We start from the raw sequence: 25,289 nt of genomic DNA, 5'->3' as shown, positions 1-25,289 counted from the left end.
TGGTTTATGTCCGGTAGGGTGCGCCATGCGCACCATTTTTATGCGCGCGTTGCAGTGCATAAAGCCACGTATTTCTTGAGATGCTTTCTTAAGATTGTTGGCAATAAAGGCGGTGCGCATAGCGCACCCTACACAGTTATGCAGGCTATGCCACTTGCGTGAATGGATTGGTGGCAGCTTCTTGGCTAATCACATCTTTCTGCTTTTGGGCTAGAATTTATTGAATCCAAATAACTGCCAGCCTCACTCATACGCAGGCAACCTGCGCTGTTCATCCGCATTGAAATACTGCTTGCGCACCTGCTCCAGGGCGGACTGTTTTTCTGTCGCGCTGTGGAAGGCCATTTCGGTATTGAGTTTGTTTTTTTGTTCCAGGTATTGCTGTATGCGGGCTTTCCAGATGGCTTCTTCGCGGTCGACTTCGGCCAGTCTGCTGGCGGCTTCGGGTGAGGTGGCGGTGGCGCGCATATTGTAGATGTCTGCGTCTGTGCCGCCATTGGCACGTAGCGCATTTGCCTGTTCTTCCAGACGTATGACCTGGTAGGGCGCATTTTTTTCTTCTCTCAAGGCGGCTGGCAAGGCATCGTCCAGGGCTTTGAGCTGTGCCTGTTTTTGCTCGGGACTGAGGCTGGTGTTTTCAGCCACATCCATGCGGTTCAGGGCATCGATATCATAGGCATCATCAAAACCAAACATGGCCTGGTTTTCTTTTTCGCTGAAAAAACGCTGGCGAGTTTGCTGCATGGCAGACCAGCGCTGGCGCGCGGCTGCGGCCATGGTGGTTTTACTCATGCTGATGTTTTGGGCATTCGCTTCCACGCTGACCAGGGCTTCTCTATACTGGATGTAGCGGGACAATAAATTCTTGGCTTGTACGGCAGAAGTGCCCTGGAGTTTTTGCTCCAGTACTCTTTCAATTTCTGCGCGTATCTCGGGTAATTTTTTTTCGCCAGTGGCTGCCAGATAATAGTCAAACAGCAGGCGCAGCTCGGCGCTGACTTGCAAATCACCACCTGCATTGAGGCTGATATTGCCGTCATGGGTAGTGCCTTCAAACGAGCGTACAAAGTCAAAGCTTTGGTCTGCCTTGCGTAGCTTGATAGGCTCGCTATTGTTTTCTGATTTCAGGGACGTCAACACAAAAAAAACCGCGACGACTAAGGCCGTCGCGCCGGCAAATGCCAGATTGGCTGTTCTCATAGACTACCGCTCCTTTTTCAGATGTACTACTTATTACTCTGCGGACTCGCCCTGCATCATTAGCTTACTACTTCTTGTCATGAAAATGTAATAAAAGCCTTAGCTTTTACAACAGTATCTGCACACAATTTTTATAAGCCCTGATTTTTCAGACGATTGGCATGTTGACGATACAAGGTGACAGGATTGGTTTCAAAGATGTTGATCAAACCTATGGTCTGATTCACTTCATCCAGATGGTTCATCGCATAATCGTCACGTATCACCTTGCCCAGATGGGTAGAGCAACTAGCCACCAGGCCATCATTTTTTTCACCGGAAAATGCCAGTGAAGTCAGGGCCAGTGCAGGGTCTATGATGTCAAGAAAATTGGTGTAAGGCTTGGCACCACTCCAGGAGTAATACGCCACGCCACGTGCCGTGTAGGCACCCTCACCACATGCTGTCGTTGGTATGCCTTCTGGATATTTGGCATTGAACTTCAGCGAGCCTGCTGTACTCAGCGAATTGGCTGCAGCCAGGGCATCTTGTGACATTTTTGGTTTGCCAGACAAGAAGCTGATGACTTGTGCCAGGCCATTGCTGATCGAGACCAGTACTGTGTTCGACAAAGAACCAGCCGGTGCCACCCCTAGCAGAACGTCAGCCACTTTGGAGCCGCGATTGACACCACCTACTGAAGTCGCCGAGGCCACCAGGTCAGGCCTGATCGAAGCTACATAGCGTATGGTAGGGCCACCATGGCTATGACCTATCAGGTTGACTTTGCTTGCACCAGTCACGGCCAGGATTTGCTTGACCTGGGTCAGCAATTGTTCACCGCGGACTTCAGTGCTGTTGGCAGCTGCAACCTGGGTGACATAGACCTTGGCACCATCACTGCGCAAGGCCGAGGGAATTCCATACCAGTAATCAACCGGGCCAATATTGTCGAACCCGAACAGGCCGTGCACCAGCACGATAGGATATTTTGTCTCCGTATAACCTGTAGCCCAGGACGGTGCTGGTAACACCATCATGGTCATGACCAAGATCACTACACTCTTTAGCATTTGTTTTTTCATTTTGTCTCTTTCATTGTTATCGTTGAAATGAAACGCAGCGGTGCCTACGTGCCTGCTTCTGTGAGCGGGTCTTGATATGGCATGCTCAGGCTAGGTTTGTCGGGCTTGATTAGCAAGTTGCTATGCAACATAAAATCGCGTGGAAAATGAATAGTGTTGTTCATTTCTAACGATGCGATGTCAGTAGAAAATAGTTAAATCATTTATATGCACTCTGTAAATGCCCGCATAAGACTAAGGTTTAACTGGTTTTAGATGAAATTCACTAAAGTGCAGGCTTGCGTTTTTAACAGGGGAAAATTGTAGGCTGGTCACAACAGGCATTGCGCCCGTCGCTTGTTCATGTCCTGCATCTTCTTGCCGCCATGGCTTGCCCTGATGCTGGCGATATTTTTTTCCCATTCCATCTATCTTCAGCTGGTACGACAACGGCACACGAGGTGGCGACAGATGCCTCATGTCTGTGCTGAGTAAAACCTGGGTTCACAAAAATATATGCGCAGATGCTGTGCAAATTTTTTAGAAGGGTATATGATGAATTGGTGATATATCAGTTGTTCAACATTAATTATGGCAATCCGGGAGTCAACAATGGATGACAAACAGCGACTTTTCCGCCTTCAATATCAGGCTGCCATCAGCCCTTATTACCATGGTGTCTTGCATGTGCTGTTTGTATTCGGGCTGGGCTTTGCCCTGATCGCGATTGCCTTGGTGCAGGTGCACGTACAGGCGCAGGGCGCAGGCTGGGCCTGGCTGGGTGTGCCAGCCACCTTGCTGTTTGCCAATGTAAATGAGTGGCATGTGCATAAAAACCGCTTGCACAAGCGCGGCAAGGGCCGCTTGTCGCAATTGATCTGGCATCGCCATACCAGGGAACATCATCATTACTTCACCCATGAAGAAATGCGTGTGGCCAGCACGCGTGAATACCGTATCGTGTTTTTCCCCGCCTATGCCTTTGTCATGGTCGCTGTACAAAGTGTCTTGCTGGGTTTGCTCTGTGCATTGTTAGGCGGGCGCAATCTGGGCTATATCGTATTTGCCACTGCCATCGCTTTTTATCTCTGGTATGAAGCCGTGCATTTCCTTTGCCATGTCGATGAAAACGCCCTGATCAGGCATCTGCCACTGGTCAATACCATGCGTCGAAATCATATGGTGCACCATACCCAGGCCCTGATGACGGAATACAATATGAACCTGACTTTTCCTTTTGCTGACTGGCTGTTTGGCACATCGGATTTACAACGCAGTTTGCTGGGCACTATCTTCAATGGCTATGGTTCGCGACACTTGAAACCTGAAGTGGCCAAGCGCTATCAGGAACTTGGTATGGAACCGCCAGTGCCACATGTGCAGGCACCGCTGGAATCTGTCAGTCCGTCGGTGATGCCCGCGGATTTAAACAAAGTGTGATGCAATAATTGATGAAGTAAAAATCGCTTACCTCGGCAAACCATGGATAAAACAGAATTCAGCAAACTCTTCCCCCTCATCAAAAATGAGTCGCAGGCCGCGCGCGCTTATCGCCTGCTGGAATTACGCATCGTCTCGCTTGACCTCAAACCCGGCCAGGCAATTACTGAAAGTGAACTCTGTGATTACCTCGACCTGGGCCGCACGCCTGTGCGTGAGGCACTGCAAAGGCTGGCACAAGAATGGCTTGTCAAGGTCTTGCCACGACGCGGCATGATAGTCAGTGAAGTCGACCTGCAATGCCAGATGCGTTTGATAGAAGCCAGGCGCGCCATGGAAGGCAGCCTGATACGCATCGCCACCCGCAAGGCCAGTAAAGATGAGCGCGCCCGGTTTCGTGCGCTGGCAGAGGGGTTTCGCGAGGCGGCCAGCAAGGCAGATGAAATCATGCTGAGCGAAACCGATAGCAGCTTTAACCAACTGGTGTTTGACGTGGCGGGTAATGAGTTCCTGGTTTCTGCGTTACAGCGCATGCATGCCTTGTCACGCCGGTTCTGGAAAATACAGTCACAGTTTGAAGATATCCTGCATGTCACTGCGAGCACTCACGCCGACCTGGCCGATGCCATTGCCAGCGGCGATGCCGAGGCAGCCGTTACTGCCACGGAAAAGCTGCTAGACAATGTCGAAGCCTATACCCGCGCCGCACTGGATAGAAGTTAAACCCAAACCAACATCAACTGCAGCGGAGACAAGAAAATACCATGAGCACCCATATCTACAATGCCATAGAAATACAAGTCCCCATCCAGCAAGTATTTGACTATGCTTGCGCACCTGCTCACTGGCCGGACTGGCATCCTTCTTCCTTGAAGCTGTATACCAGTAATGCGGGCATAGCAGAGGTTGGCAGCAGCTTTGAAGAGGATGTGCGCGCCGGAGGCCGCACCGGGCACCTGATCTGGACCGTGACTGAATGCGACGACACCCGGCGCTGGACTGGCCGGGCGAAAGTCGATAATGGTGCCAGCCTGACGGTCACTTATCAATTTTCAGCAAGCGCCAGCGGTGGCACCTTGTTTGAGAGACATCTGCATTATGTCTTGCCTAACCTGGTGCTGAAAATCCTGAATGTCCTGGTACTGCGTCGTCGTATTACAGCAGAATCGGCTTTGTCCTTGCAGCGCCTGCAAACTGTTTTACATGCTGGCAGCCGGGCTGCGCCTGTTGACGACAAGCCCCTGCTTGCGAGCGCATGATGATCCTGCTGACTGCCTGACTGACTGTAGGGGGAGTCGTGGGGTTGTCTGAAGGTCCGACAGCATGGCAAGGCAGTTGACCAGGTATGCATTGCCTGCCTGACTTGACTGCCATCACTTCTATCTCCACCAGCGCTTCCGGCAGGGCCAGGGCAGCAACTTGTACCGTCGTGCGCACAGGTTTATTGGCTTGCGTTGTCGTGCCAAAGAACAGGCGGTAAGCCTGGTTCAAACCGGCGAAATCCATCTTGCCACCAAGGGCAGGGTCACCTACCAGATAGACCCGCATTTGTACCACGTCAGCCATGTCCAGGCCTTGTTGTCGCAAGCTGCTTTGTATGGCCTGCAATGTGCTGATGGTTTGCGCACGGGTGTCGCCAGTGATGACAGGTTTTGTGTCGTGCTTGCCGGCGAGCTTGCCTGGCGTGGCGATTTCTCCTGACAAATACAAGTGGTCACCGACCCAGATCGCATTCGAGACTATGCTGGTGTCCGGGCCTGTGCGTGTGATGCTGGTTCCGGTCTCGGCGCTGGCGGGCAGTGACAATGCGGCAAATGCCAGGGCAAGGAGTAATCGATATTGCATACTATCTTTCAATAAAAAAATCTTCGAACCCCGGCAGCAAAGACAAGCAGGTTCGCCGTGCATTAATTTTCAAGACGCCATTACTGGCGTCGCAGTGCTGGTCAATGCTTTGCGAAAAAACACTTGCCTGCCATTCCAGCGTTGTGAATGATCATTGAAACCCAGGTCGCGATAAATCCTGGTTGATGCCAGATTGAATTCATTGGTGTCCAGGCAGGCCGCAACACAGCCACTGGCTTCTGCATGGGCCAGTGCATGGGCAACCAGAGCACGGCCTATACCGTTCTTGCGTTTGGCTGGATCAACAAAAAGATCTTCCACCGTCGCTTCTTTGCCATTCACCCACATCGAATCGCGGTAGCGCAGCAAGATATAGCCAAGCGCCTCATCCGCGATATAAGCCAGAAAAAAGCTGGCATCCTGTGAGGCCAGCAAACGCGGTATGAAAGCTGCAAACTGCTGGTCGCTTGGCTGTATACGTTCCAGATGATTGCGAAAAAGTATAGTCATCGCCAGGATGGTGGCGGCATCAGCGGATGTCGCTACTTGGATACGTATGTTGGTGTCGTGCATGATGGTGTAGTTTGCGTGCTGTTATTGTCATGGTGCATGCCGCTATGTCTTGTATATCTGGTTTATCTTGTATAGCCAGCATTCATATCTGGCCAAAATGATAGCGTTTGGTCATGGTCGGATTTCTGCAAAATAAGTGCGTGCATTGCAGGAATTCTGCAAACTGTGATGTTCAGTTGAGGCGAGGGCGCAGTAGTGAGGACTAGCTCGGCAGGCAGTGATGTCAGGTCTTTGATGAGGGCGTAGCCATAAGAATTGCCGCCTTGATTGCTGCGCCAACTCATGAGCTTGGTCTTTTTATATCATTTAGCTAAGCTTTTAGAGCAATTTTTTAAAGTTCAGGTATAATCCCCGGTTCTGTCCAAAATTTCCTCTTCAAGTCGTTTGATCGTTTGAATTTTCGTTGGGATTGAAAATCCTTACGGAACAGGTTTTTGTGGATTCTTTCTCTCTTAGGTTGGTGCAAATTAATTTGGGGGGTGGGGATGTCCGATCTGGCTTCTTTGTCTACACTCGCGCGTTCTGACGCGCAACTTCCGGTTTACGTGTATTTTGATGAAACGCTGTTACAGCGCGAACTCAAAGATTTATTCCATTCTGGTCCGCGTTATGTCGGCCATGAACTCATGGTGCCCAATGTCGGCGACTTTGCCACGCTTGCTGCCGAAAACGAGGGCCGCATGCTGGTGCGTAGCGCACAGGGCATAGAGCTGATGTCGAATGTCTGTCGTCACCGCCAGGCATTGATGTTCAATGGGCGCGGCAATACCAATAATATTGTCTGCCCGCTGCATCGCTGGACGTATGACCTCAAAGGCGAGCTCATCGGCGCGCCGCATTTTGCCGACACACCTTGCCTGAATTTGCAACGCACGCCGCTGCAAAACTGGAATGGCCTGTTGTTCGAGCAAAACGGCTACAACGTCATGGAGCGCATGTCCAAACTCAGTGTCACCCAGGACCTGGATTTCACTGACTATATGCTCGACCATGTCGAAGTGCATGAATGTGATTACAACTGGAAGACTTTTATTGAAGTCTATCTGGAAGATTATCACGTCGAGCCTTTTCATCCTGGCCTGGGCAGCTTTGTCTCTTGCGATGACCTTAAATGGGAATTCGGCGAAGACTATAGCGTGCAAACCGTAGGTGTGCACAAGGGTTTGCAAAAGTCAGGCTCACCGACTTACCAGCGCTGGCAAGAGCAGGTCTTGAAGTTCCGCAATGGCGAAGCACCCAAGTATGGCGCGATCTGGCTGACCCTGTACCCGAACATCATGGTTGAATGGTATCCGCATGTGCTGGTGGTATCTACCCTGTGGCCAACAGCCACTGGCAAGACCCGCAATGTGGTTGAGTTTTATTATCCTGAAGAAATCGTGTTGTTTGAGCGCGACTTCATCGCGGCTGAACGTGCGGCCTATATGGAAACCTGTGTCGAGGATGATGAAATTGGCCAGCGCATGGACGCCGGACGCAAGATCCTGTTTGACCGTGGCGTCAATGAAGTTGGCCCATATCAATCACCGATGGAAGATGGCATGCAACACTTCCATGAATGGTATCGAAGAAAAATCGCAGTTTAATGCAAGATGTTAAGGGAGGCGTGTGCCTCCCTTATCTTTTGGAGTTGAGTATTTATGCAGTCTTTATGGATGCTGCTTGCCAGCTTTCTGTTTTCCATCATGGGTGTCTGCGTCAAGCTGGCATCGGTTGATTATTCCACGGCTGAAATTGTCACCTATCGTGGTGCCATAGGCATGTTGATGATAGCCACGCTGGTCAGGTTCCAGAGGGGCACTTTAAAAACACGCATGCCCTACCATCATCTGGTACGTGGTGGCGTGGGCGTGGTCTCACTATGGCTGTGGTTTTATGCCCTGGGCAAATTGCCGCTGGCGATGGCGGTGACTCTGAATTACATGTCCCCCATCTGGATCGCCGCCATCTTGCTGACCAGTGCCTGGTGGAGCAAGCAGCGCCGTATCACCTGGCAACCCATCGCCGCCATCCTCATGGGTTTTGTCGGTGTGGTCTTGCTGCTGCGCCCCAGCATACATACCGATCAGGTCATGGGTGGTGTGCTGGCCCTGATGTCGGGCATGCTGGCGGCCTGGGCGTATATGCAAGTCAGGCAAATGGGTTTGCTGGGCGAGCCAGAATATCGCGTGGTGTTTTATTTTTCATTGACCTGCGCCGTCGCTGGTTTAATCGGCGTGCTGGTAGGAAAAACCGTGTTTTCCACGACAGGCGAGATTAGCTGGCATCAGCTCTCAGGCAGAGGCACCATGCTCTTGCTGGCAATAGGCGTGACCGCAGCGAGTGCGCAAATGGCCATGACACGCGCCTACCGTCTTGGTAATACCCTGGTCACAGCCAACCTGCAATATGTGGGTATTGTGTTTTCCAGTGTCTGGGATGTATTGATCTGGAAAGTCAGCCTGGCCTGGTTAAGCTGGGTGGGCATCGCCGTGATTTTATGCAGCGGCCTCATCGCAACATTCTATAATGCCAAAACCAATCGCAAACCCATACCAGGCGATGCCATCAGTTCAGAATAATCATCATCTTTTTTCAGGAGACCAAGATGTACACCACATTGATCAGTGCAACCGAGCTGGCCCCGCATATCGCCGACCAGAAGTGGGTCGTGCTGGATTGCCGCCATGATTTGATGGATACCAATGCAGGCCAGGCAGCCTATGACCAGGGCCACATCCCCGGCGCGCAATTCGTCCACCTCGACCAGCGCCTGTCGGCTGCCAAAGTGGGCGCAGATGGTGTCTTCCGTGGTCGCCATCCTCTGCCTGAAAAAACCGACTTCATCGCCACTCTGCAAGCCCTGGGCATCAATGAGGACAGTCAGGTCATCATCTATGACGCCCATGGCGGCATGTTTGCTGCGCGCCTGTGGTGGATGCTGCGCTGGGTAGGCCACAAGGCCGTCGCCGTGCTCGATGGTGGCTTGCCAGCCTGGGTAGCCGCAGGACAGCAAGTAAGCACAGAAGTGCCTGCGGCACGCAGTGGCAATATCAGCGAGCAGGCAGCTGTGGTGGGCACAGTCGATGTCAGCCAGGTGCTGGCAAATATCAGCAGCGCCGCCAAAACCCTGGTGGATGCCCGCGCGGCAGACCGTTTCCGCGGCGAGAATGAAACCATAGACCCGGTCGGCGGCCATATCCCCGGTGCCAAAAATCGCTTCTTCAAAGACAATCTGCAAGCCGATGGTCGTTTCAAACCGGTAGAACAATTGCAACAGGAATGGTCTGCCGTCGTGGGCGACGCCAGCCAGGCCATCATGCAATGTGGTTCAGGCGTGACAGCCTGCCATAACTTGCTGGCACTGGAAGTGGCGGGTTTGCCGGGGGCTGCCCTGTATCCGGGATCCTGGAGTGAATGGTGCGCGGATGCGAGCAGGCCGGTGGAGCGTTGAGTTGAGGTCAGGGAGGATTACGTTTCTCGTAGGTTGGGCTACGCTTCACCAGCCCAACACTGGGCCTCAATAAACGTATGCGTTATTTAAACGCCGAGTGTTGGGCTGATACCCCGTAGCCCAACCTACAATGCTCGGCCCAACCTAGGAAGTGCAGCCTTGCGTGACCAAACTGTAAAAGATTACCTGTGACTAGTCACAAACAACACCAGCACCACCCCCAGTGACACCAGAATAATCTGCGGTATCGTCTCTTTCAAGGTCGCCCGTCTCTGCATCTGCGGCATCAGGTCACTTACTGCAATATAGATAAAACCTGAAGACGCAAACACCAGCACATAGGGGATCATGCCGCTGGCGCTTTCCAGCGTGTAATAGCCAAGCACACCGCCCACCACACCCATCATGCTGCAGATCAGGTTATACATATAGGCGCGCATGCGGCTGAAGCCAGCATTCAGCAAGACAATGAAATCACCTATCTCTTGCGGGATTTCATGGGCGATGATGGCCAGGCCAGTTACCAGACCCAGCTTGGGGTTGGCCAGAAAAGCTGCGGCGATCAAAATACCATCAGTGAAATTATGCAAGCCATCACCCACCAGTATCATCCAGCCAGCCTTGCCTGCCTCATGCGCATCATGGCCATGCTCATGATGATGCCCATCCCCTTCATGATGGTGGGAATGACGCAGGATAGCGAATTTTTCCAGCAAGAAAAAAGCCAGCAAGCCACCCAGCAGACAGGCAAACAGCGTGCGCGGGTCAGCGCCGGATTCAAAAGCTTCCGGCAAGGCATGCAGCAAAGAAGTGGACAGCATGATGCCCACCGACAAACTGACCATGCGCTCTACCACTTTGGATAGCAGCGAAAACGAGAATATGGCAGCAGCAGTGATGCTCAGGACACCAGCAATCGTGGTAGCAAACAGGATGGATAACAGCGTGGAGTGAATTTTAAGCCTCGGGAATTTGCAACCAGGTTGCAAATTAAAGCATATTGCGGGGGTTTCTGCAAATTTGTCGCAGGCGGCTCAAGGGGCACTGTCCAAATTGAGAGCCTGACAAGCTAAATTTTGCTTGTCAAACTCGCGATGAAAACCTCGGTCTTTCCAGGCAAAGGTATTTTATTGTGAACGGAGCGTTTGTTGCCATAGGCGTTTTTGCGCTGATGGGATTTCACTCGCCAAATTTTTTAACTCTTGTGGATCTTTATCAAGCTGATACACGTATTCTTTACCAGTATTGATATTCATCCAATATTTCCAAATCACAGGTGATTTACTGCTGTCGACGAGGCCCTTATCTCCTGCTTGTCTGAAAAATGTATTGCTGGTTTTGCTATCTTCTTGTAAGGCTTGGCCAGTCCAAGTCTTTGGTATGTTAATTCCCAACTCGGTCAATATGGTGGGAGCGATATCGACCTGAGATGGAGATGGATGTGCAGATGACCAGGGTTTAGCTTCAAAGCCAAATGTGGCCATGACGAAAGGAATACGCAATGCTGGCTCAAAAGGAGTCTTGGAGTGAGTATATAAGCCATGTTCTCCCAATAACTCACCGTGATCAGCGGTAATGATAACAATGCTATCCTCTAGATAAGATTTGCGTTTGAGTAGCTCCAAAATGCTTTGTATGACCTCGTCGGTGCCAAGTACGCCGTTATCATAAAAATTGATTGCAGCCTGGTTCGCTGTACCATCTTTCTCTGGTTGCTGATTTTTGGACAGGAGATAACTGGATGATGGCTGAAACACCTGTTTGCGATGAGTTTTGCTGATGACATGAGAGGACATCAAGTGCATTTGCAACATGAGGGGTTTCTTGTCCCAATTGGGTAACTGAGCAATCTTCTCTATAACCAGGTCGTCATCATTGGGGTATCTTCCCTGCGCCATGGAGCCATCAAAAAAAGAATCTATGTTGCCATAGACTTTCTTTAGGCCATAAAAATTGGTGTGGTCGCCGCTAAGTAGCATGTGTATGCTGTAACCGTGGAGTTTCAATATTTCTTGCAAGGAAATAGGTTGCATTGAAAACTGGTGCACATATTTAGAAGCGGAAATGCCAAGCAAGCCACATGAGGATTCGGTGCACACGGCCCGCATATCCTGAACTAAATTAACATGCCCTTGTTTTTTTAACTGGCTTAAATAAGGGGTAGTCTCACGCGAGTAATTAAATACTCCCATCTTATCGGTCCGTAAAGCGTCGACGACGATGAGAAAAACATTCTTGGGCTTTGCGCTCGCACTGATCTGATACTCTTTTCTCGCAAGCATTTCAACTTGATCTAATTGCTCAGATTTTTGTCTATCTATTTTGTTTTCCTGTAAGGCCATGGCTGCAAAACCTGGAAAAAGTGTGCGGCTAACTGGCTCAGAGAGTTTTACAGGTGGATCATTGAAATAGGAGAAAATTTGCAGTGATACCAGACTAAATGTGAAGACGGTAAGCACAACACGCATTTTTGCATTGAAGACCGGTGGAAGCAAATGTATCCAGTCGAATTTGATCAGGTAATACCAGACCGCCATTGCGAATAGCAGATAAACGATGATCGCTGCCACTAGTACAGGTATGAAAGGCATTTCCAGGACCGACATCAGTGCAGGTAACTGATGCACATAACTGGTAATTAATTCCCATGAAATGACATGCCCCCATGATTGCAAGCCCCCTAAAACTGCGGCGTAATAAATCCACATGGAGGACAGCATGCCACTTAATAAAACAGCGGTGCCGAAATGAACAATTTTTTTGTTACCAAAAAGGCTGACCAAACTCAACCTGAGGGCAATCAACAACAAGAAGGCCAGCGTAACCAGATGCAAATGCGGTGCAATTGCTGTGGCAGGCATGAAAAACAGCGTGATATAGCAATACAGGAAAACCAGTGGGCCAGCTAGCCAGAGCAAAATATCGCAGAGCAATCGACTGGCGATTTTGGTCAACAGCATTTTCAAGTGTTCCTGATCGTAACAAGTTTAGAAAGGCCGAGTAAGTTTACTTCCTTTACAGACAATACTTCCCAGTCATGCCTGGCGATTTGTTCTTCATAGCTGAAGTCTGAGCGAAAGCCAATACGGTTAGCGAGTGAACGAACTAGTGTTTCAAGCAACCACCAAAAGCGACTTCCACTGAAGTGATTCAGTATTAATATCGTGCCGCCTTTACGGCAGACCCTGCGGATTTCTGCGACAAACTTGTCGGTGTCCGGTGTGACAGATAGCACATAGGGTACGGCGATACAGTCAAAACTGCCATCCGGGAAATTCATGTGTTCACCATCCATTTTCTCCAGACGGATGTTTCGTCCAGTGAGTTTGTCGGCTCTGCCCTGCGCAATTTCTAGCATTGCAGCAGACACATCGACACCAACAAAATGAGAAGAATGAGGATAACGCTCTATCGTCAAACCGGTACCTACACCCACTTCAAGTATGTGAGCAGGATTGATTTCTGCGACAGTCTTTAGTAATTCTTTACGACCAGGTTCCAGCACTCGACCAAATAGGAAATCATATAAGGGAGCATAGAAACGATAGGTCTTAATGACGTTTTCAAGCAGTATTTGTTTCATAAATTTTAACAACTCAATAAAAACGGAACCACATCAACGTGGTCCAAAAAAAAAGCTACATTGGCAAGGAGAATGCTAGCGAAGATCAAAAAATGTTGATGGACACTATTCAAACTTAATATCTATGGACGATATTAAAATCAAAGGGATCATACCTGCGAAGTAGTGAATCGTCACCAGTTTGATGATCAGGGGCAAGTTTTTCTTTTAATGACCAGTATTATTAAAAAAAATACCTGCAATAGTGTCGTAAAGTTGCCGCTTGATGGCATAGGGTTTTACTGATGTTGTAAGCAGGTGTAACAGCCTGGTTGAAATGACGATCTATATCCACCACCAAATGGAGTGCAAAGGGAGGGTATAAATTAGTGTGATCCTGTCCTCATCGTCGACAGGGTAATGTTGCTGAATCGAAGCCAGAGATAAGTTGGGTAGGAGCAGCCGTGGCTGCGCAACTTAACTGCTTGATCTTGGGAGATGACGGCAATTCAGTATGCTGGCAGTTCGCCGCTGAAGCCGCTCATGTAGTGCAGTACCCACAATGCCTATCAGAAAAATGCATACAAAAAATCCCGTTGATGAAATGCGCAGGTCTTTGCCGTAGATAAAATTAGGCGAGCGCAAGAGACCGATGAAATGAAGCGTGAAGATGCGATTTAGCGCAGCATAATTACCCACATGATGCATGTGAAAAATGCCTGAAATCAGGTCAACAATATAAAGGAAAAAATCCTGTATTTACATATTGCCGACCACCTTTGCTAGAGCGCTCTTTAATTAATCTGGAGCGCTATGTACGTAAAATTTACTCAAGAGAACCTGGTGTCCACGATTTTCGTCTGGATTTTTGGGCTATTGAAGATGATGACTTGTTCTTCGGTTTTCTAACTAACTTATCCGCAAATTTTTATGAGTTGGCAGACGCGCATTTTAATGCCATACCTATAGGATTTAAACTTGCGTATGCCATTTTCAGGCTGGAAGATGATTACGACGTCAATGGCTGGACAGCGCTCACCAATGCAGGTGAAGACGAATTGCCAGTCGTTATCGCTGCTTACCAGTATCTAGGATTCGATAGTGAAGCCGCTGCCTTAAGTGCTGCTTTACAGTCATGCAGACTTGCTCCTGATGACGATGATGCAGCAGAACGCGCTTATAAATCGGTGGACGATATATATCGCGATGATGATATCCGACGCACGGCCTTATTGAAATATTTCAAGGCACATGCCAATTTGTGGGAAAAGTACGATGAGGAAAATTAATGCTCATAAACGGCTGGATGGCAAAAAAAATGCAGCCTACCAGTCTCTATAGTCCGTAGACTCGATTAGCCTGTAGGGCGCGTTTTAACGCACCGATTTTGCATCGTTGCTGCCCTGTTTGCCATCACAGCCGGTGCGTTGTAATGCACCCTACCTGGTTGAACGTATGATGGCGTTGAAATATGTTTTACCAAAACTTCCACCAAGCCTTGGCTTTAACGGTGGGTGCAGATGTTTGCACGCGGAGTTTTTCTATGATCTTTACAAGACCTTCAGCAGTAAATTCATCAACAAACGCAATTTGAGGAAGCGGTGTAGAGGTGGAAACATCGTGTCCACTGGCGATTGAATTTTGAACGGTATTATATGCTGCTGACTCTCTGGCGAATCGAATGCAGCCTTCATACGGCGAGTAGCGATCATACAATTCCAGTGCACTATTGAAATATGCATCATTCTTAAAACTGCCACGTCTCAATATCTCACCAGCACCATTTGCGAACACGTACTCATTACTTGATTTTGCACCTGTATGTGACACCGCTCGTTGACCCCAAGCCGCCTGGACGCACATTGTTATGGCAAAAATCTCTTGATCGTTCAAGCCTGCAGAGTTGAGATATACATTGATAGTGTCATCGCTATAGCCTGGATTTTTAGAAAGAAATTCTGCAAGTAATAGTACGTGTGGATGGATTTGAGGCATAAATTGTCGGGTGGTGCGATGATGAAAATTAGCAATTGTAGGACTTATGCAAAATTGTCCCAGCAAGGCTAAGGCTTTTATGAAACCACCCTTGCATGGGTGGCTCGTTACGCTGGCAGGCAGCATGCTGCCTGAAACCCCAAAACACCGTAGCGACGAAGACAGTACTTCAGTACGGCTAGCAGTAGGGTGCGTTGTAACGCACCGATCTTGGTGATAATAGCGAGTGCAGGTGCGACTGATACAGCGTAACGGTACGAATTGCTCAACGTGCAAAGAAATCCTGGCAGTATTTCTTTGCACGGACAGATTCTTCAAACTACACCACCGCCGTCCTCATCGTGACAAACTCTTCTGCCATTGTTGGGTGCACGCCTATGGTGGCATCAACTTGCGCCTTGGTCACGCCGCATTGCATGGCGACGGCAAAGCCCTGGATGATTTCACCTGCGTCTGCGCCTACCATGTGCATGCCTAGTACACGGTCGGTGTTGGTGTCGACTATCATCTTCATGAGACAGCGTTCGGTTGAGCCTGACAGTGTGTGCTTGAGGGCCTTGAATTCGCTTTTGAAGATTTTTACGTGTTCATGTTTTTCTCTTGCTCTGGCTTCTGTCATGCCTAGCGTCGCGACATTCGGGTGGCTGAATACGGCAGTGGCGATGTTTTCATACGACATCAGCTTGCGGCCATGCTGGAACAGGTTGGCAGCAACGATCATGCCTTCGGCCAGGGCTACTGGCGTCAATGCCACGCGGTCGATGACATCGCCTATGGCATAGATGCTGTCAACATTGGTGGTGAAGTGTTCATCGACGATGATGGCGCCATTTTCGCTGACCAGTACACCGGCATTCTCCAGACCCAGGCCTCTGACATTTGGCTTGCGGCCAGTGGCAAACAGAATGCAATCACTATCGAGCGTGCGGCCATCGCTGAGCGTCACGTGCTTGCTCTCGCCGCTGGCGGTAATGGAATCTATCTTGGTATCAAGGGCAATCTCCACACCTTTCTTGCGCATCTCGGCAATCAGGAAATGGCCAAGGTCGGCATCCATGCTGCGCAAGATCTGGTTGCCGCGTTGCACCAGGGTCACCTGGCAACCCAGGCCATTGAGTATCGATGCCAGCTCTACGGCGATATAGCCGCCGCCTTGCACCACGGCACGGCGTGGCAAGGCAGGCAGGTGAAAGAATTCATCTGAAGTAATGCCCAGTTCACTGCCTGGCAATTCTGGCCGTATAGGGTGGCCGCCGGTGGCAATCAGGATATGCCTGGCGCGATAGTGTTTGCCATTGACGGCGACAGTATGTGCATCAATGATCTGGGCATGACCGGCGATGATATCCACCTTGGCATTTGTCAGTATCTGGGCGTAGATGCCATTGAGCCTGGCGATTTCCTTGTCCTTGTTGGCGATCAGTGTGGCCCAGTCAAACTGCTGTTCACCCATACTCCAGCCAAAGCCGGCGGCATCGGCAAAATCCTCATGGTAATGGGCTGCATAGGACATCAGTTTTTTCGGTATGCAACCGGCATTCACACAAGTGCCCCCCAAAGGCCCGGCTTCTGCCACGGCCACGCGGGCACCATACTGTGCGGCAAAGCGGCTGGCCCGCACGCCACCAGAGCCTGCACCTATCGTGAATAAATCATAGTCATAAGTGTGCATGCTGTGTTTCCTAGGGTGAGAATGAATGAAGTGAGTAGGTAGTTTGGTAGATAAAGTAAATCCGGCTTGCACCGGATTTGTCAGGGGCAGGCTGGGGAAATGAATCAGGCTACGCCATTGACCTTGAACCAGGCCAGGGCGCGGTTCCAGCCATCCTTGGCATCGGCTTCATTATAACTGGGGCGATAATCGGCGTTAAAGGCGTGGCCAGAGTTTTCATAGACCTTGAATTCTGATTTGCTATTGCCTTTTTTGAGTTCGACTTCCATCCTGGAGACGGTTTCTACAGGAATGCCCTGGTCTTTCGCCCCATACAAGCCCAGCACTGGCGTTTTCAGGCCAGCAGCAATGTCGATAGGGTTCCTGGGTGTCAGTGCAGTGGCGTCGCCCACCAGCTTGCCATACCAGGCTACGCCAGCCTTGACAGTGGGGTTGTGGGCAGAATACAGCCAGGTAATGCGGCCACCCCAGCAAAAACCAGTGATACCCAGGCGCTTGGTGTCGCCACCATTGCCACCTGCCCATGCCACCGCAGCATCCAGATCGCCCATGACTTGCGCATCAGGCACCTTGGAAATGATTTCTTTGATCAGCTCGGCCACACTGGCGGCATTTTTGGCGTCACCCTGGCGTACAAACAGTTCAGGCGCGATGGCCAGATAACCCTGTTTGGCAAAACGGCGTGCGACGTCAGCAATATGTTCATGTACACCAAAAATCTCGGAAATTACCAGGATCACCGGCAAATTGCTCTTGCCTTCAGGTTTGGCAAAATACAGCGGCACTTCTGCACCCGCTACAGTCAGCTTGGCGACACCATCTGTCAAACCTGCACGATCAGTCTTGATCATGGTTTGCGCGCATACCGGTGCAACTGCTGCGGCAAAGCCGACTCCAACCGCAGTCTGTATAAAACTGCGACGATTGACCGTCGTATTGTCTTCTGTGCTGCCAACCAGGCTATTAAAGTCTTCGCGATGCTGCATGGTGTTCTCCTGTAAGTTTTCTTCGTGGGCGTACTTGCTGAAGTGAAACGTAGTATGAAACAGCAGTGAATTGTACAACCGATTCAGAGAACTTACTTGTCACGCCCTGGTGCTCAAGGCGCAGGCAGTAATGGAGGTGTACTGTCCGCAAACGTCAGATATGCTTGCCAGACATCGCGGGTGCGGCTGAGTGTCAGGTCTAGCTGGCATTGTGCCATCTGGCGGTGACGTATGCTGCCACCCGCCCAAAATGTATAGACATCGCCGCAATGAGCGGAGCGGTAGTCTTCCCAGGCTTTTTGTGTAGACTCCAGATTGATCTTGTTTTGGCCTTCCTTTTGTAGGCGTGATTTGGCGGTTTGCAGGTAGCTGGCCAGTTTCTTGTTGGCCTTGTCCACTTCGCCTGTCATGCACAGTGTTTCTTTTTGGGTAGTGCCCATGTCGGCGCACAAGACTTCTGCATGGGCTGGGGCAGTCACCATGAGGTAGAACAAAGGCAGAATTGCCAAGTGCATAGATTTCATGATTTCCTTTTGCCGGGGCGCGTTGACTGCTTCCACACTGAAATAGTGCTCAGCAAATAATAGCATAAAGAAATTATATTTAAATTAACATGGGCTTGTGAAGATTGTTTTCACTTCACAGCATGCGCTGTTTTTTCAGGGCGCAAGACCAGCCATACTGCCAGGCCTATCAAGCTGCCGCCTGTGAGATGGGCGAGCGTGATGCTTTCATGCAGGAATACGGCGCCCCACAAGACGCCAAAGAGCGGGATCAAAAAGGTCACGGTCAGTGACTTCACCGGGCCTATGTCAGCAATCAGGCGGAAATACAGGATATAGGCCAGCGCTGTACAGATCAGGCCCAGTGCTGCCAATGTCAGCCACAACGTGTTATTGCCCCAGGATGCGGGTGGCTGGGTTAGCGTGCCATAGCAAAAAAATGGCAACAGCAAGCTGACAGCCCCCAGCTGGCTGCCAAAAGCGACCAGTTTGCTATCGAGCCCACCTTTGGCGGAGATCCATTTCTTGGTCAAAAAACTGGCCAGGCCATAGCAAGCCGTCGCCACCATGCATTCTGCCGCAGCGATCAATAATGTTGCATTGAACTCTACAGGTCCGGTCGAGGTCAGCACCGCAACACCGGCAATGCCTAATAAAACACCCAGGATCTTGTTGAGGCCGGGTCGTTCGGCAAACAACAGGGCACCGATGATGACACCCATGAGCGGGGTGGTGGCATTCAAAATGGCTGAGTAACCCGCTGGCAATACCTTGGCCGCCAGGCTGAACATGACAAAAGGGATGCCAGAATTGATCACGCCCAGCATCATGGCTGCGCCTAGTTTTTGCTTGAAATCCCAACGCACACGCATCAGCAACAAGATCAGCGCCAGGCCGCCAGCGCCGAAAAGTACACGGAAAAAAGCCGTAGGCATGGCACCCAGCGTCGGCACTATCATGCGCATGAATAAAAAGCTTGCTCCCCAAATTGCAGCGAGGCTGATGAGTCTCAGGATGTCTGTGGTTTTCAAGTGATCCTCTATTGAGCAGATGGCGAGTGAATAATTTTGTGTTCTGGATATGCTTAAGATATTCTTTTGCTTCAATATCTCATTACCTGAATTAAATCATTGAGGTCATACTCACTACAATTCATTATTTCTTGCCATTGTTTAGAAAATCTACATCATCATGAGCCGCCTTCCACCCTTGAAAGCCTTGCAATATTTTGAATGCGCCAGCCGCCATCTGAGCGTCAAGCATGCGGCGGAAGAATTGCATGTGACACCGGCCGCGGTCAGCCAGCAACTCGGCAAGCTGGCTGATATCCTGCAGATCGCCTTGTTCAAAAAGGACCAGCGTGGTATTGCCCTGACGGTGGAAGGGGAGCATTATTTCATGGGCATACGCACGGCTTTCCGGCAAATAGAAGAAGCTACCAGGCGCTTGCAAGAACAGCGCAGACCCGCCAGGATCACCGTCAGTTGCACGACCGGCTTTACCATGCAATGGCTGATGCCGCGCTTGCCGCAGTTTCATCAGGCGCATCCTTCCATTGATGTCAGGATCAGCACGACTAACCGCCTGGCAGATTTTGCCAGCGATGATGTCGATTTCGCCGTCAGGCATGGCCTGGGCAATTATCCTGGGCTGGAAGCAGAAATGCTGATAGACGATCCCCTGCAGGCAGTCTGCAGCCCACGTTTATTGAAAGGCCGCAAGCAGTTGAAATCTGTCGATGAATTAAGCGCCTTCACCCTGTTGCATGATGAGCACAGGCAAGATTGGCGCATGTGGCTGCAAGCAACTGCAGCACAGCAAGTGGACTGGGATAGCGGCCCCGTGTTTGCCGATTCCAATGGCGCGCTGGAAGCTGCCAGGCGCGGCCTTGGCATGGCCCTGGCCAGAAAAACCCTGGTCAGGGAAGAATTGAAAAACCGGGAATTGATCCTGCCCTTCAAAGCCAGCGTCAAGACGGGTATCGCCTATTACCTGGTGTATCCCTCCGTCGTTTTGTTGAAGGAAGAGGCACGCCAGTTCAAGGACTGGCTATGCCATGCAGTGCAAGCTTAAAGAAGCTGTGATGAAACTCTTTCTTAATTTTACTTCTGTAGGAGCGACTTCAGTCGCGAATGTCTGATGCAGTCACAATGAGTGATACGGTGAAATGTTCGCGGCTAAAGCTGCTCCTACAACTTTAGGTGGGCGCTGATTGTCCATACCGCATCAAGGTTTTCTGCAATAAAATTATTTAGGCTTTGTACAAATCTCACGTCCAGCTTCTATCGCACCATTCTTGCTCAACCATGCGGCAGCTGCATCGGCTTTCAGACAATGAGCCCAGGCCAGTGCTGTTACGCCATTTTTATCTTTGGCATTCAGATTTAATTTGAATTTTGATGCTGCCATCAGGTCCAGTAGTTCGGGCTTGTTTTTGATGACGGCTTGCCAGTAGCTTAAAGAGCCATCCGGCAATACATTATTGGGATTGGCACCAAACTCAATGAAGGTCTTGACCAGGTCGGCGCGGTCAGATTCTGCTGCATAATCCAGGGGGTAGCTCAGACCACAAGCGTGGCATACCCCAGAGGTGTTTGCATTATTGTATTTCTTGAGCATGACGCGTATCAGGTCTTCGCGGTGCGGAGTGTCGCCAATAAAGCGCAAATACAGCATCAATAATTCACCAGAAATTTTCTCCTGTCCATTTGAGTATTCATAATACTTGTCGAGGCGCAGGCCGCGGGCAATCAGCTCCATCGTCTTCTCTGGATAGTAATGGGCAAAGACACCTATATTAGTGGGCTTTTGTTGCGCAAACATAAGATTGATATCGGCACCTGCGCTGATAAGAAAATCAACTTCTTGCCAATCCACTTTCTTCTCTGTGGTATTCAATACAATGGCAAGGATTGCGTCTGCCTCTGTGGGTGGCAATATTGTCCTGGCTTTATACCTTTTCTTTGCCGCAGGCAAGAGCAAGGTATAAGCTGGCTTGCCCCATGCACGTGACAAGACGCCATCACGAAGAGGGGTGGCACCGTTATCGAGCAAACGCTGCACTGCTGCCAGGTTTTTGCTATCAATGGCATAGTTCATGAGTGTGCCGTCATTGATCGCACCAGGCTCTGCCTGTGCCAGCAAGAAATCAAAGATGGCAGGGTCGGCTTTGCCGATATCAAGGTAGTGCTGCAATAACTCCAGGGCGACGGTTGGTGAAGCCCAGTCTGGTATCCCTGATTTTTTTTCCCGTTTTTCATGTGGATATGCCAGGAATTCTTGCTCATTGAATTTTTTCAGAACACGCAAGCCTAGTTCTGCTGGCATGGATTGTGTGTGTTTGAGCAACTCCGTATTGGCATAGCCATTCTCATACGGCATAGGCGCTGTCAGATGTGGGAAAACAGTTTGTTCGAACAAATCATAAAATTCTTTTTGCAATGGCAAGACTGCATTCCTGCTGTCATTGCCCCTGAGCAGGCCACTGCCGGCCCTCAGCCATTGCGCATCGCCTTTCTCATCACGCGGCACCTGTCCGGCGAGTAAGAGTTCTTTAAAATTATGAAGAATCGCTGCCCTGGCTTTTTCTCCCTCAGCTCCCATGTTAGGAAACCGGATCATTTCAGATGACAACCATTGTCCGCACAGGTATTCCAACTGGGTTTGTGGTGAACGCTCCTTGAACCAGGTCCTGGTGCCGTCCCCCAGGCTGTTATAAGCTGCTTGCGTAATGTCAGGCAGCTTGTTGCCGGGGCATACAGCGGTATCCGGCACCTCTTTGCCTTCTGGCCTTTTCTTGAGTGGCTCTGGTGCGGGAGGGGAGATACCTTTAGCAGCGACCGGGTATAAGTCTATGGCCTCCAGCATGAAACCTTGCATGATGTAATACACATAGCCTGTAGCAAGCTTCTGGGGCATGTATGATTTTTGGGTAGGTGAGCTGACCTTTATCGAGGCGCCCGCGGGCAGTTTCATCAAGACACCGCCGTCCACCCGCATGCCGCACGAGGCTTTCAACAGGCTTGCATCGCTGAGTAGTTGGGACAGCTTTTCTGGCGGCACGAAGTCACTCTTGCCAAAATTTGCATCCCATTGCTGTGCACCAGATGGCATGCGATAAGCAAGTTCGCCATGCACTTTCTCCACCCTGATAATGGCGAGACCATTTTTTTCGCGGGCAAAGTCACTGAGTAAATCATCTTTGCACCCTGCCATGGCATTAGCAGAGAGCAGTGTGGTCAAGAACAAGAGAGAACAAGGGAGACTAAAATTGTGCATAGAAAGTTGGTTTTTTGGGCCTGATTATTGTTTTCATTGAAGTTGCATTGAATTTAAATTGAATCACAACTGAGAACACTGATTGATAAATATTTGAAGCGCATATTGTTGTTTCAAAATTGCTGCTGGTGGCAATCTAATCTCGCTATTGTTCTTTTTAATTTCTTTCTAATTTCTTTTTAATTTCTTTTAAATTCAGATTCATTTCCTTTTTTCTGCAATGCGATGTACGACCAGTTCTTTGCATAGATTTACGTGGGAGAGCAGAAAAATCATGAAAATGAAAATAGCAATCAAGCGGGTATAAGGCGGCATGGAGCAGGCAAAAAACAGTCTTTTCTTGCGCTTAAAAGACGTACGACAGGAAGATGAATAGCAAACCATCTTACACCGGTTTTTGTCGTAAGTCAGAGTAAGCTCGTGTAAGATATGTATCCATATTCGAGGAAAGAAAACAGTAATGACTTTAATGGAAACATTAGGTGCCGTGACCTTTGGTCTGGCCCTGCTGCACACTTTCAGCGCCAAGTTTTTTGAAGTGTTGGCACATAAAAATGTGACCCATGCGGGCCTGTTTCATTTGCTCGGTGAAGTGGAGGTCGTGTTTGGTTTCTGGGCCTTTGTACTCATCGTGGTCATGGCCCTGGTTGCGGGTGGTGAAGCTGCTGTGAACTATGCCGAATCACGCCAATATACCGAACCCTTGTTTGTCTTCGTCGTCATGGTGGTGGCCGCTTCACGGCCAGTGCTGGAGATAGTCGGGCGCGTGCTCAAGGGCCTGGCTGCCTGGACGCCTGTGCCAGATGCCATCGCCCTGGTCTGGTTCGGGCTGGCCGTGGTGCCACTGCTGGGCTCACTGATCACCGAACCTGCCGCAATGACCCTGGCTGCCCTGATGCTGGCTCCAAGAATCTTCCGCCAGGGTATGCCAGAGTGGCTGAAGTATGCTGCCCTGGGCGTGCTGTTCGTCAATGTCTCTATCGGTGGTACGCTGACTTCTTACGCCGCACCGCCGGTGTTGATGGTGGCAGCGGCCTGGCAATGGGATAGCGCTTTCATGCTGGCGACTTTTGGCTGGAAAGCCCTGGCAGCCGTGTTGTTCAATGCGACTGTCGTGACCCTGGTTTTGCGCAAGCATATTGCTGCTGCAGCGAGTGCAGAGTCGGTAATAGTTGAGCCTGTACCCCTCATCGTCAGCCTCATCCATCTGGCATTTTTGGCGGGCGTGGTTTTGTTCGCGCATCATCCAGTATTTTTTCTTGGCCTGTTCCTGTTTTTCATGGGCTATACCCAGGCGTATGAACGTTATCAAAGCCCCCTGATCTTGAAAGAAGGTTTGCTGGTAGGTTTCTTCCTGGCGGGGCTGGTGGTGCTGGGCGGTATGCAGCAATGGTGGTTGCAACCCATCGTCTCTGGCCTGGCACCGCATACCCTGTTTTTTGCTGCGATCAGCCTGACGGCGATTACAGATAATGCTGCGCTGACTTACCTGGGCTCACTGATTGCTGGCCTGAGTGAACAAGCCAAATACTTGCTGGTGGCGGGCGCTGTTGCCGGTGGCGGTTTGACCGTGATTGCGAATGCGCCCAATCCTGCAGGTGTGGCTTTATTGAAGCGTGGTTTCAATGATGAGTCCATAGGCGCGCTGGGTTTGCTGCTGGGGGCTTTGCCGCCGACGGCGGTGGCGGCTTTGATGTTTTTGTTATGAATTTGAATTGAATGAAAATGATATGAAAAAAATCTGGATACTGCCTTTGCTCTTACTCTCTTCATTCCATGTCATGGCAAACGATGGCATAGGATCACTCGGTATAGGTGGTATCGTGTTCAGAAAAACTGAAGCTATCGCCATGAAGAAAGAGGTGCTCAATGTCAGTTGGAAAAAAATATCGGTCGACTATGAGTTTCTCAACGAATCAGATGCGGACATTACGGAAACCATATTCTTTCCCTTGCCGGATTATGAGGTAGATCCCTCGCCTCGTCACGCCGGGCAACCTAGTGGTTTTACCATCAGTGTCGATGGTAAAACCGTAGGGTATAAAACCATCATACAGGCATTTGAATCAGCAAAAAGTACTGAGGACATAAGTGGCGAACTCAGGAAGATAGGCTTGAGCGACGAACAGATTGCCTACTTCCCACGAGAAAGCCCTTTCAATGTCAAGGTCAAGCAGTTGAGCACTAAGCAAATGGCGCAATTGCAAAAGAAAGGCTACCTGAAAGATATGGGTGAGCCTGTACCTGGCTGGACAGTGCGCATCGCCTATCAGTGGCAGCAGAAATTCCCGGCAGGAAAAATCATTCGTGTACACCATGATTATGCGCCTTTCCGATCTGGTGGCCCCTCAGAATCAGGTTCCATGGACAAGCAGGTCAAACCGTATTGTGCAGATAAAACCTATCTCGACTCCTGGCGCAAATTGCATGCTACCGACAAGGACAATGTGCGCGTCACCAATACCGTGGTGGATTACATACTCAAGACTGGCAATACCTGGAAAAATGGCATAGAAGACTTCACCCTGAACCTGAACAAGGAAGATCCACAGGAATTGATTACCCTGTGCTTCCCGGGGGACTTCAAGCGCATATCGCCGACAAAATTACAGCTGCGCCTGCTGAATTTCAAACCGACGGCTGACTTGTCCATTTTCTTTGGGAATATCGATCCCGGCGCCATGACGCCTGAGGACGATCAGGCACCGCGCCTTAAGTAAGCCATGCACGCAAACTGACGAAGATTTTTATGTGGTCTA

Annotated in this window: 24 protein-coding genes; 11 read left to right on the top strand and 13 right to left on the bottom strand. The window is 50.1% G+C overall.

The features are described 5' to 3' along the window. Positions 1 to 243 precede the first annotated feature (243 nt). Positions 244 to 1,200 carry a lipase secretion chaperone gene (locus ACO0LF_RS15015; protein ID WP_423015259.1) on the bottom strand — a complete coding sequence of 319 codons (957 nt, stop codon included), beginning with the start codon at positions 1,198 to 1,200 and terminating at the stop codon, positions 244 to 246. Between the two features lie 131 nt (positions 1,201 to 1,331). Continuing rightward, positions 1,332 to 2,264 carry a lipase family alpha/beta hydrolase gene (locus tag ACO0LF_RS15010; protein WP_423015257.1) on the bottom strand — a complete coding sequence of 311 codons (933 nt, stop codon included), beginning with the start codon at positions 2,262 to 2,264 and terminating at the stop codon, positions 1,332 to 1,334. A gap of 591 nt (positions 2,265 to 2,855) precedes the next feature. Between ACO0LF_RS15010 and ACO0LF_RS15005 the strand changes: the two genes are divergently transcribed. Genes ACO0LF_RS15005 through ACO0LF_RS14995 form a run of 3 tightly spaced genes read left to right on the top strand, consistent with a single transcriptional unit; the run spans position 2,856 to position 4,942 of the window. After that, entirely contained in the window at positions 2,856 to 3,683 is an 828-nt protein-coding gene (locus tag ACO0LF_RS15005; protein WP_423015255.1) for a fatty acid hydroxylase family protein, read from the top strand. Positions 3,684 to 3,725: 42 nt separating this feature from the next. Continuing rightward, positions 3,726 to 4,406, top strand: a complete 681-nt coding sequence (locus ACO0LF_RS15000) for a GntR family transcriptional regulator (RefSeq protein WP_423015253.1) — start codon at positions 3,726 to 3,728, stop codon at positions 4,404 to 4,406. Between the two features lie 41 nt (positions 4,407 to 4,447). Beyond that, positions 4,448 to 4,942 carry an SRPBCC family protein gene (locus ACO0LF_RS14995; RefSeq protein ID WP_423015251.1) on the top strand — a complete coding sequence of 165 codons (495 nt, stop codon included), beginning with the start codon at positions 4,448 to 4,450 and terminating at the stop codon, positions 4,940 to 4,942. On the opposite strand, the gene ACO0LF_RS14990 is transcribed toward ACO0LF_RS14995, so the two are convergent. Continuing rightward, positions 4,839 to 5,528, bottom strand: a complete 690-nt coding sequence (locus tag ACO0LF_RS14990; RefSeq protein WP_423015249.1) for a Rid family hydrolase — start codon at positions 5,526 to 5,528, stop codon at positions 4,839 to 4,841. The genes ACO0LF_RS14995 and ACO0LF_RS14990 overlap by 104 nt on opposite strands. A gap of 69 nt (positions 5,529 to 5,597) precedes the next feature. After that, a complete protein-coding gene (locus tag ACO0LF_RS14985; RefSeq protein ID WP_423015247.1) occupies positions 5,598 to 6,101 on the bottom strand; it encodes a GNAT family N-acetyltransferase in 504 nt (167 codons plus the stop codon). A 485-nt stretch (positions 6,102 to 6,586) separates the two neighbouring features. On the opposite strand from ACO0LF_RS14985, the gene ACO0LF_RS14980 reads away from it, so the two are divergent. From ACO0LF_RS14980 to ACO0LF_RS14970, 3 genes are read left to right on the top strand one after another with little or no spacing between them, the layout of a single operon-like run. Next, positions 6,587 to 7,687, top strand: a complete 1,101-nt coding sequence (locus tag ACO0LF_RS14980; RefSeq protein ID WP_423015245.1) for an aromatic ring-hydroxylating oxygenase subunit alpha — start codon at positions 6,587 to 6,589, stop codon at positions 7,685 to 7,687. A gap of 54 nt (positions 7,688 to 7,741) precedes the next feature. After that, the gene (locus ACO0LF_RS14975; RefSeq protein WP_423015243.1) at positions 7,742 to 8,662 is read left to right on the top strand and encodes a DMT family transporter; all 921 of its coding nucleotides are present in this window, start codon (positions 7,742 to 7,744) and stop codon (positions 8,660 to 8,662) included. A 26-nt stretch (positions 8,663 to 8,688) separates the two neighbouring features. Beyond that, entirely contained in the window at positions 8,689 to 9,534 is an 846-nt protein-coding gene (locus ACO0LF_RS14970) for a sulfurtransferase (protein ID WP_423015241.1), read from the top strand. A 182-nt stretch (positions 9,535 to 9,716) separates the two neighbouring features. Here ACO0LF_RS14970 and ACO0LF_RS14965 read toward each other — a convergent pair whose 3' ends face one another. Beyond that, entirely contained in the window at positions 9,717 to 10,418 is a 702-nt protein-coding gene (locus ACO0LF_RS14965; protein ID WP_423006141.1) for a ZIP family metal transporter, read from the bottom strand. Here ACO0LF_RS14965 and ACO0LF_RS14960 point away from each other — a divergent pair. Next, positions 10,354 to 10,488, top strand: a complete 135-nt coding sequence (locus tag ACO0LF_RS14960) for a hypothetical protein (RefSeq protein WP_423015325.1) — start codon at positions 10,354 to 10,356, stop codon at positions 10,486 to 10,488. The genes ACO0LF_RS14965 and ACO0LF_RS14960 overlap by 65 nt on opposite strands. 173 nt (positions 10,489 to 10,661) lie before the next feature. Here ACO0LF_RS14960 and ACO0LF_RS14955 read toward each other — a convergent pair whose 3' ends face one another. Next, a complete protein-coding gene (locus tag ACO0LF_RS14955; RefSeq protein ID WP_423015239.1) occupies positions 10,662 to 12,494 on the bottom strand; it encodes a sulfatase-like hydrolase/transferase in 1,833 nt (610 codons plus the stop codon). Positions 12,495 to 12,496: 2 nt separating this feature from the next. Next, the gene (locus tag ACO0LF_RS14950; RefSeq protein WP_423015236.1) at positions 12,497 to 13,117 is read right to left on the bottom strand and encodes a class I SAM-dependent methyltransferase; all 621 of its coding nucleotides are present in this window, start codon (positions 13,115 to 13,117) and stop codon (positions 12,497 to 12,499) included. 758 nt (positions 13,118 to 13,875) lie between these two features. Here ACO0LF_RS14950 and ACO0LF_RS14945 point away from each other — a divergent pair. Further along, positions 13,876 to 14,385 (top strand): DMP19 family protein, encoded by a 510-nt coding sequence (locus tag ACO0LF_RS14945; RefSeq protein WP_423015234.1) that lies wholly within the window; start codon positions 13,876 to 13,878, stop codon positions 14,383 to 14,385. Between the two features lie 187 nt (positions 14,386 to 14,572). Here ACO0LF_RS14945 and ACO0LF_RS14940 read toward each other — a convergent pair whose 3' ends face one another. The 5 genes from ACO0LF_RS14940 to ACO0LF_RS14920 form a co-directional block, all read right to left on the bottom strand. Beyond that, a complete protein-coding gene (locus ACO0LF_RS14940) occupies positions 14,573 to 15,217 on the bottom strand; it encodes a hypothetical protein (protein WP_423015232.1) in 645 nt (214 codons plus the stop codon). Between the two features lie 193 nt (positions 15,218 to 15,410). After that, positions 15,411 to 16,763: a glutathione-disulfide reductase gene (gene gor, locus ACO0LF_RS14935; RefSeq protein WP_423015230.1), complete on the bottom strand. Its 1,353-nt coding sequence runs from the start codon at positions 16,761 to 16,763 to the stop codon at positions 15,411 to 15,413. Between the two features lie 104 nt (positions 16,764 to 16,867). Then, positions 16,868 to 17,749: a dienelactone hydrolase family protein gene (locus tag ACO0LF_RS14930; protein ID WP_423015228.1), complete on the bottom strand. Its 882-nt coding sequence runs from the start codon at positions 17,747 to 17,749 to the stop codon at positions 16,868 to 16,870. Between the two features lie 113 nt (positions 17,750 to 17,862). Continuing rightward, positions 17,863 to 18,273 (bottom strand): lysozyme inhibitor LprI family protein, encoded by a 411-nt coding sequence (locus ACO0LF_RS14925; protein ID WP_423015226.1) that lies wholly within the window; start codon positions 18,271 to 18,273, stop codon positions 17,863 to 17,865. A gap of 110 nt (positions 18,274 to 18,383) precedes the next feature. After that, entirely contained in the window at positions 18,384 to 19,283 is a 900-nt protein-coding gene (locus tag ACO0LF_RS14920) for a DMT family transporter (protein ID WP_423015224.1), read from the bottom strand. Positions 19,284 to 19,443: 160 nt separating this feature from the next. Here ACO0LF_RS14920 and gcvA point away from each other — a divergent pair, with 160 nt between their 5' ends. Then, the gene (gene gcvA, locus ACO0LF_RS14915; RefSeq protein WP_423015222.1) at positions 19,444 to 20,325 is read left to right on the top strand and encodes a transcriptional regulator GcvA; all 882 of its coding nucleotides are present in this window, start codon (positions 19,444 to 19,446) and stop codon (positions 20,323 to 20,325) included. 174 nt (positions 20,326 to 20,499) lie between these two features. Here gcvA and ACO0LF_RS14910 read toward each other — a convergent pair whose 3' ends face one another. Beyond that, complete coding sequence (locus tag ACO0LF_RS14910) at positions 20,500 to 22,467, bottom strand: hypothetical protein (RefSeq protein ID WP_423015220.1); 1,968 nt, start codon at positions 22,465 to 22,467, stop codon at positions 20,500 to 20,502. Positions 22,468 to 22,990: 523 nt separating this feature from the next. Here ACO0LF_RS14910 and ACO0LF_RS14905 point away from each other — a divergent pair. Continuing rightward, on the top strand, positions 22,991 to 24,238 hold the full coding sequence (locus tag ACO0LF_RS14905) for a putative Na+/H+ antiporter (RefSeq protein WP_423015218.1): 1,248 nt from the start codon (positions 22,991 to 22,993) through the stop codon (positions 24,236 to 24,238). A 22-nt stretch (positions 24,239 to 24,260) separates the two neighbouring features. Then, the gene (locus ACO0LF_RS14900) at positions 24,261 to 25,250 is read left to right on the top strand and encodes a DUF4424 family protein (RefSeq protein ID WP_423015216.1); all 990 of its coding nucleotides are present in this window, start codon (positions 24,261 to 24,263) and stop codon (positions 25,248 to 25,250) included. Positions 25,251 to 25,289 lie beyond the last annotated feature (39 nt).

This window comes from Undibacterium sp. Di27W (assembly GCF_049340345.1).
Classification (GTDB): domain Bacteria; phylum Pseudomonadota; class Gammaproteobacteria; order Burkholderiales; family Burkholderiaceae_D; genus Undibacterium.
The sequence above is the reverse complement of the archived record's forward strand: the minus strand, read 5'-3'. Positions and strand labels throughout refer to the sequence as shown.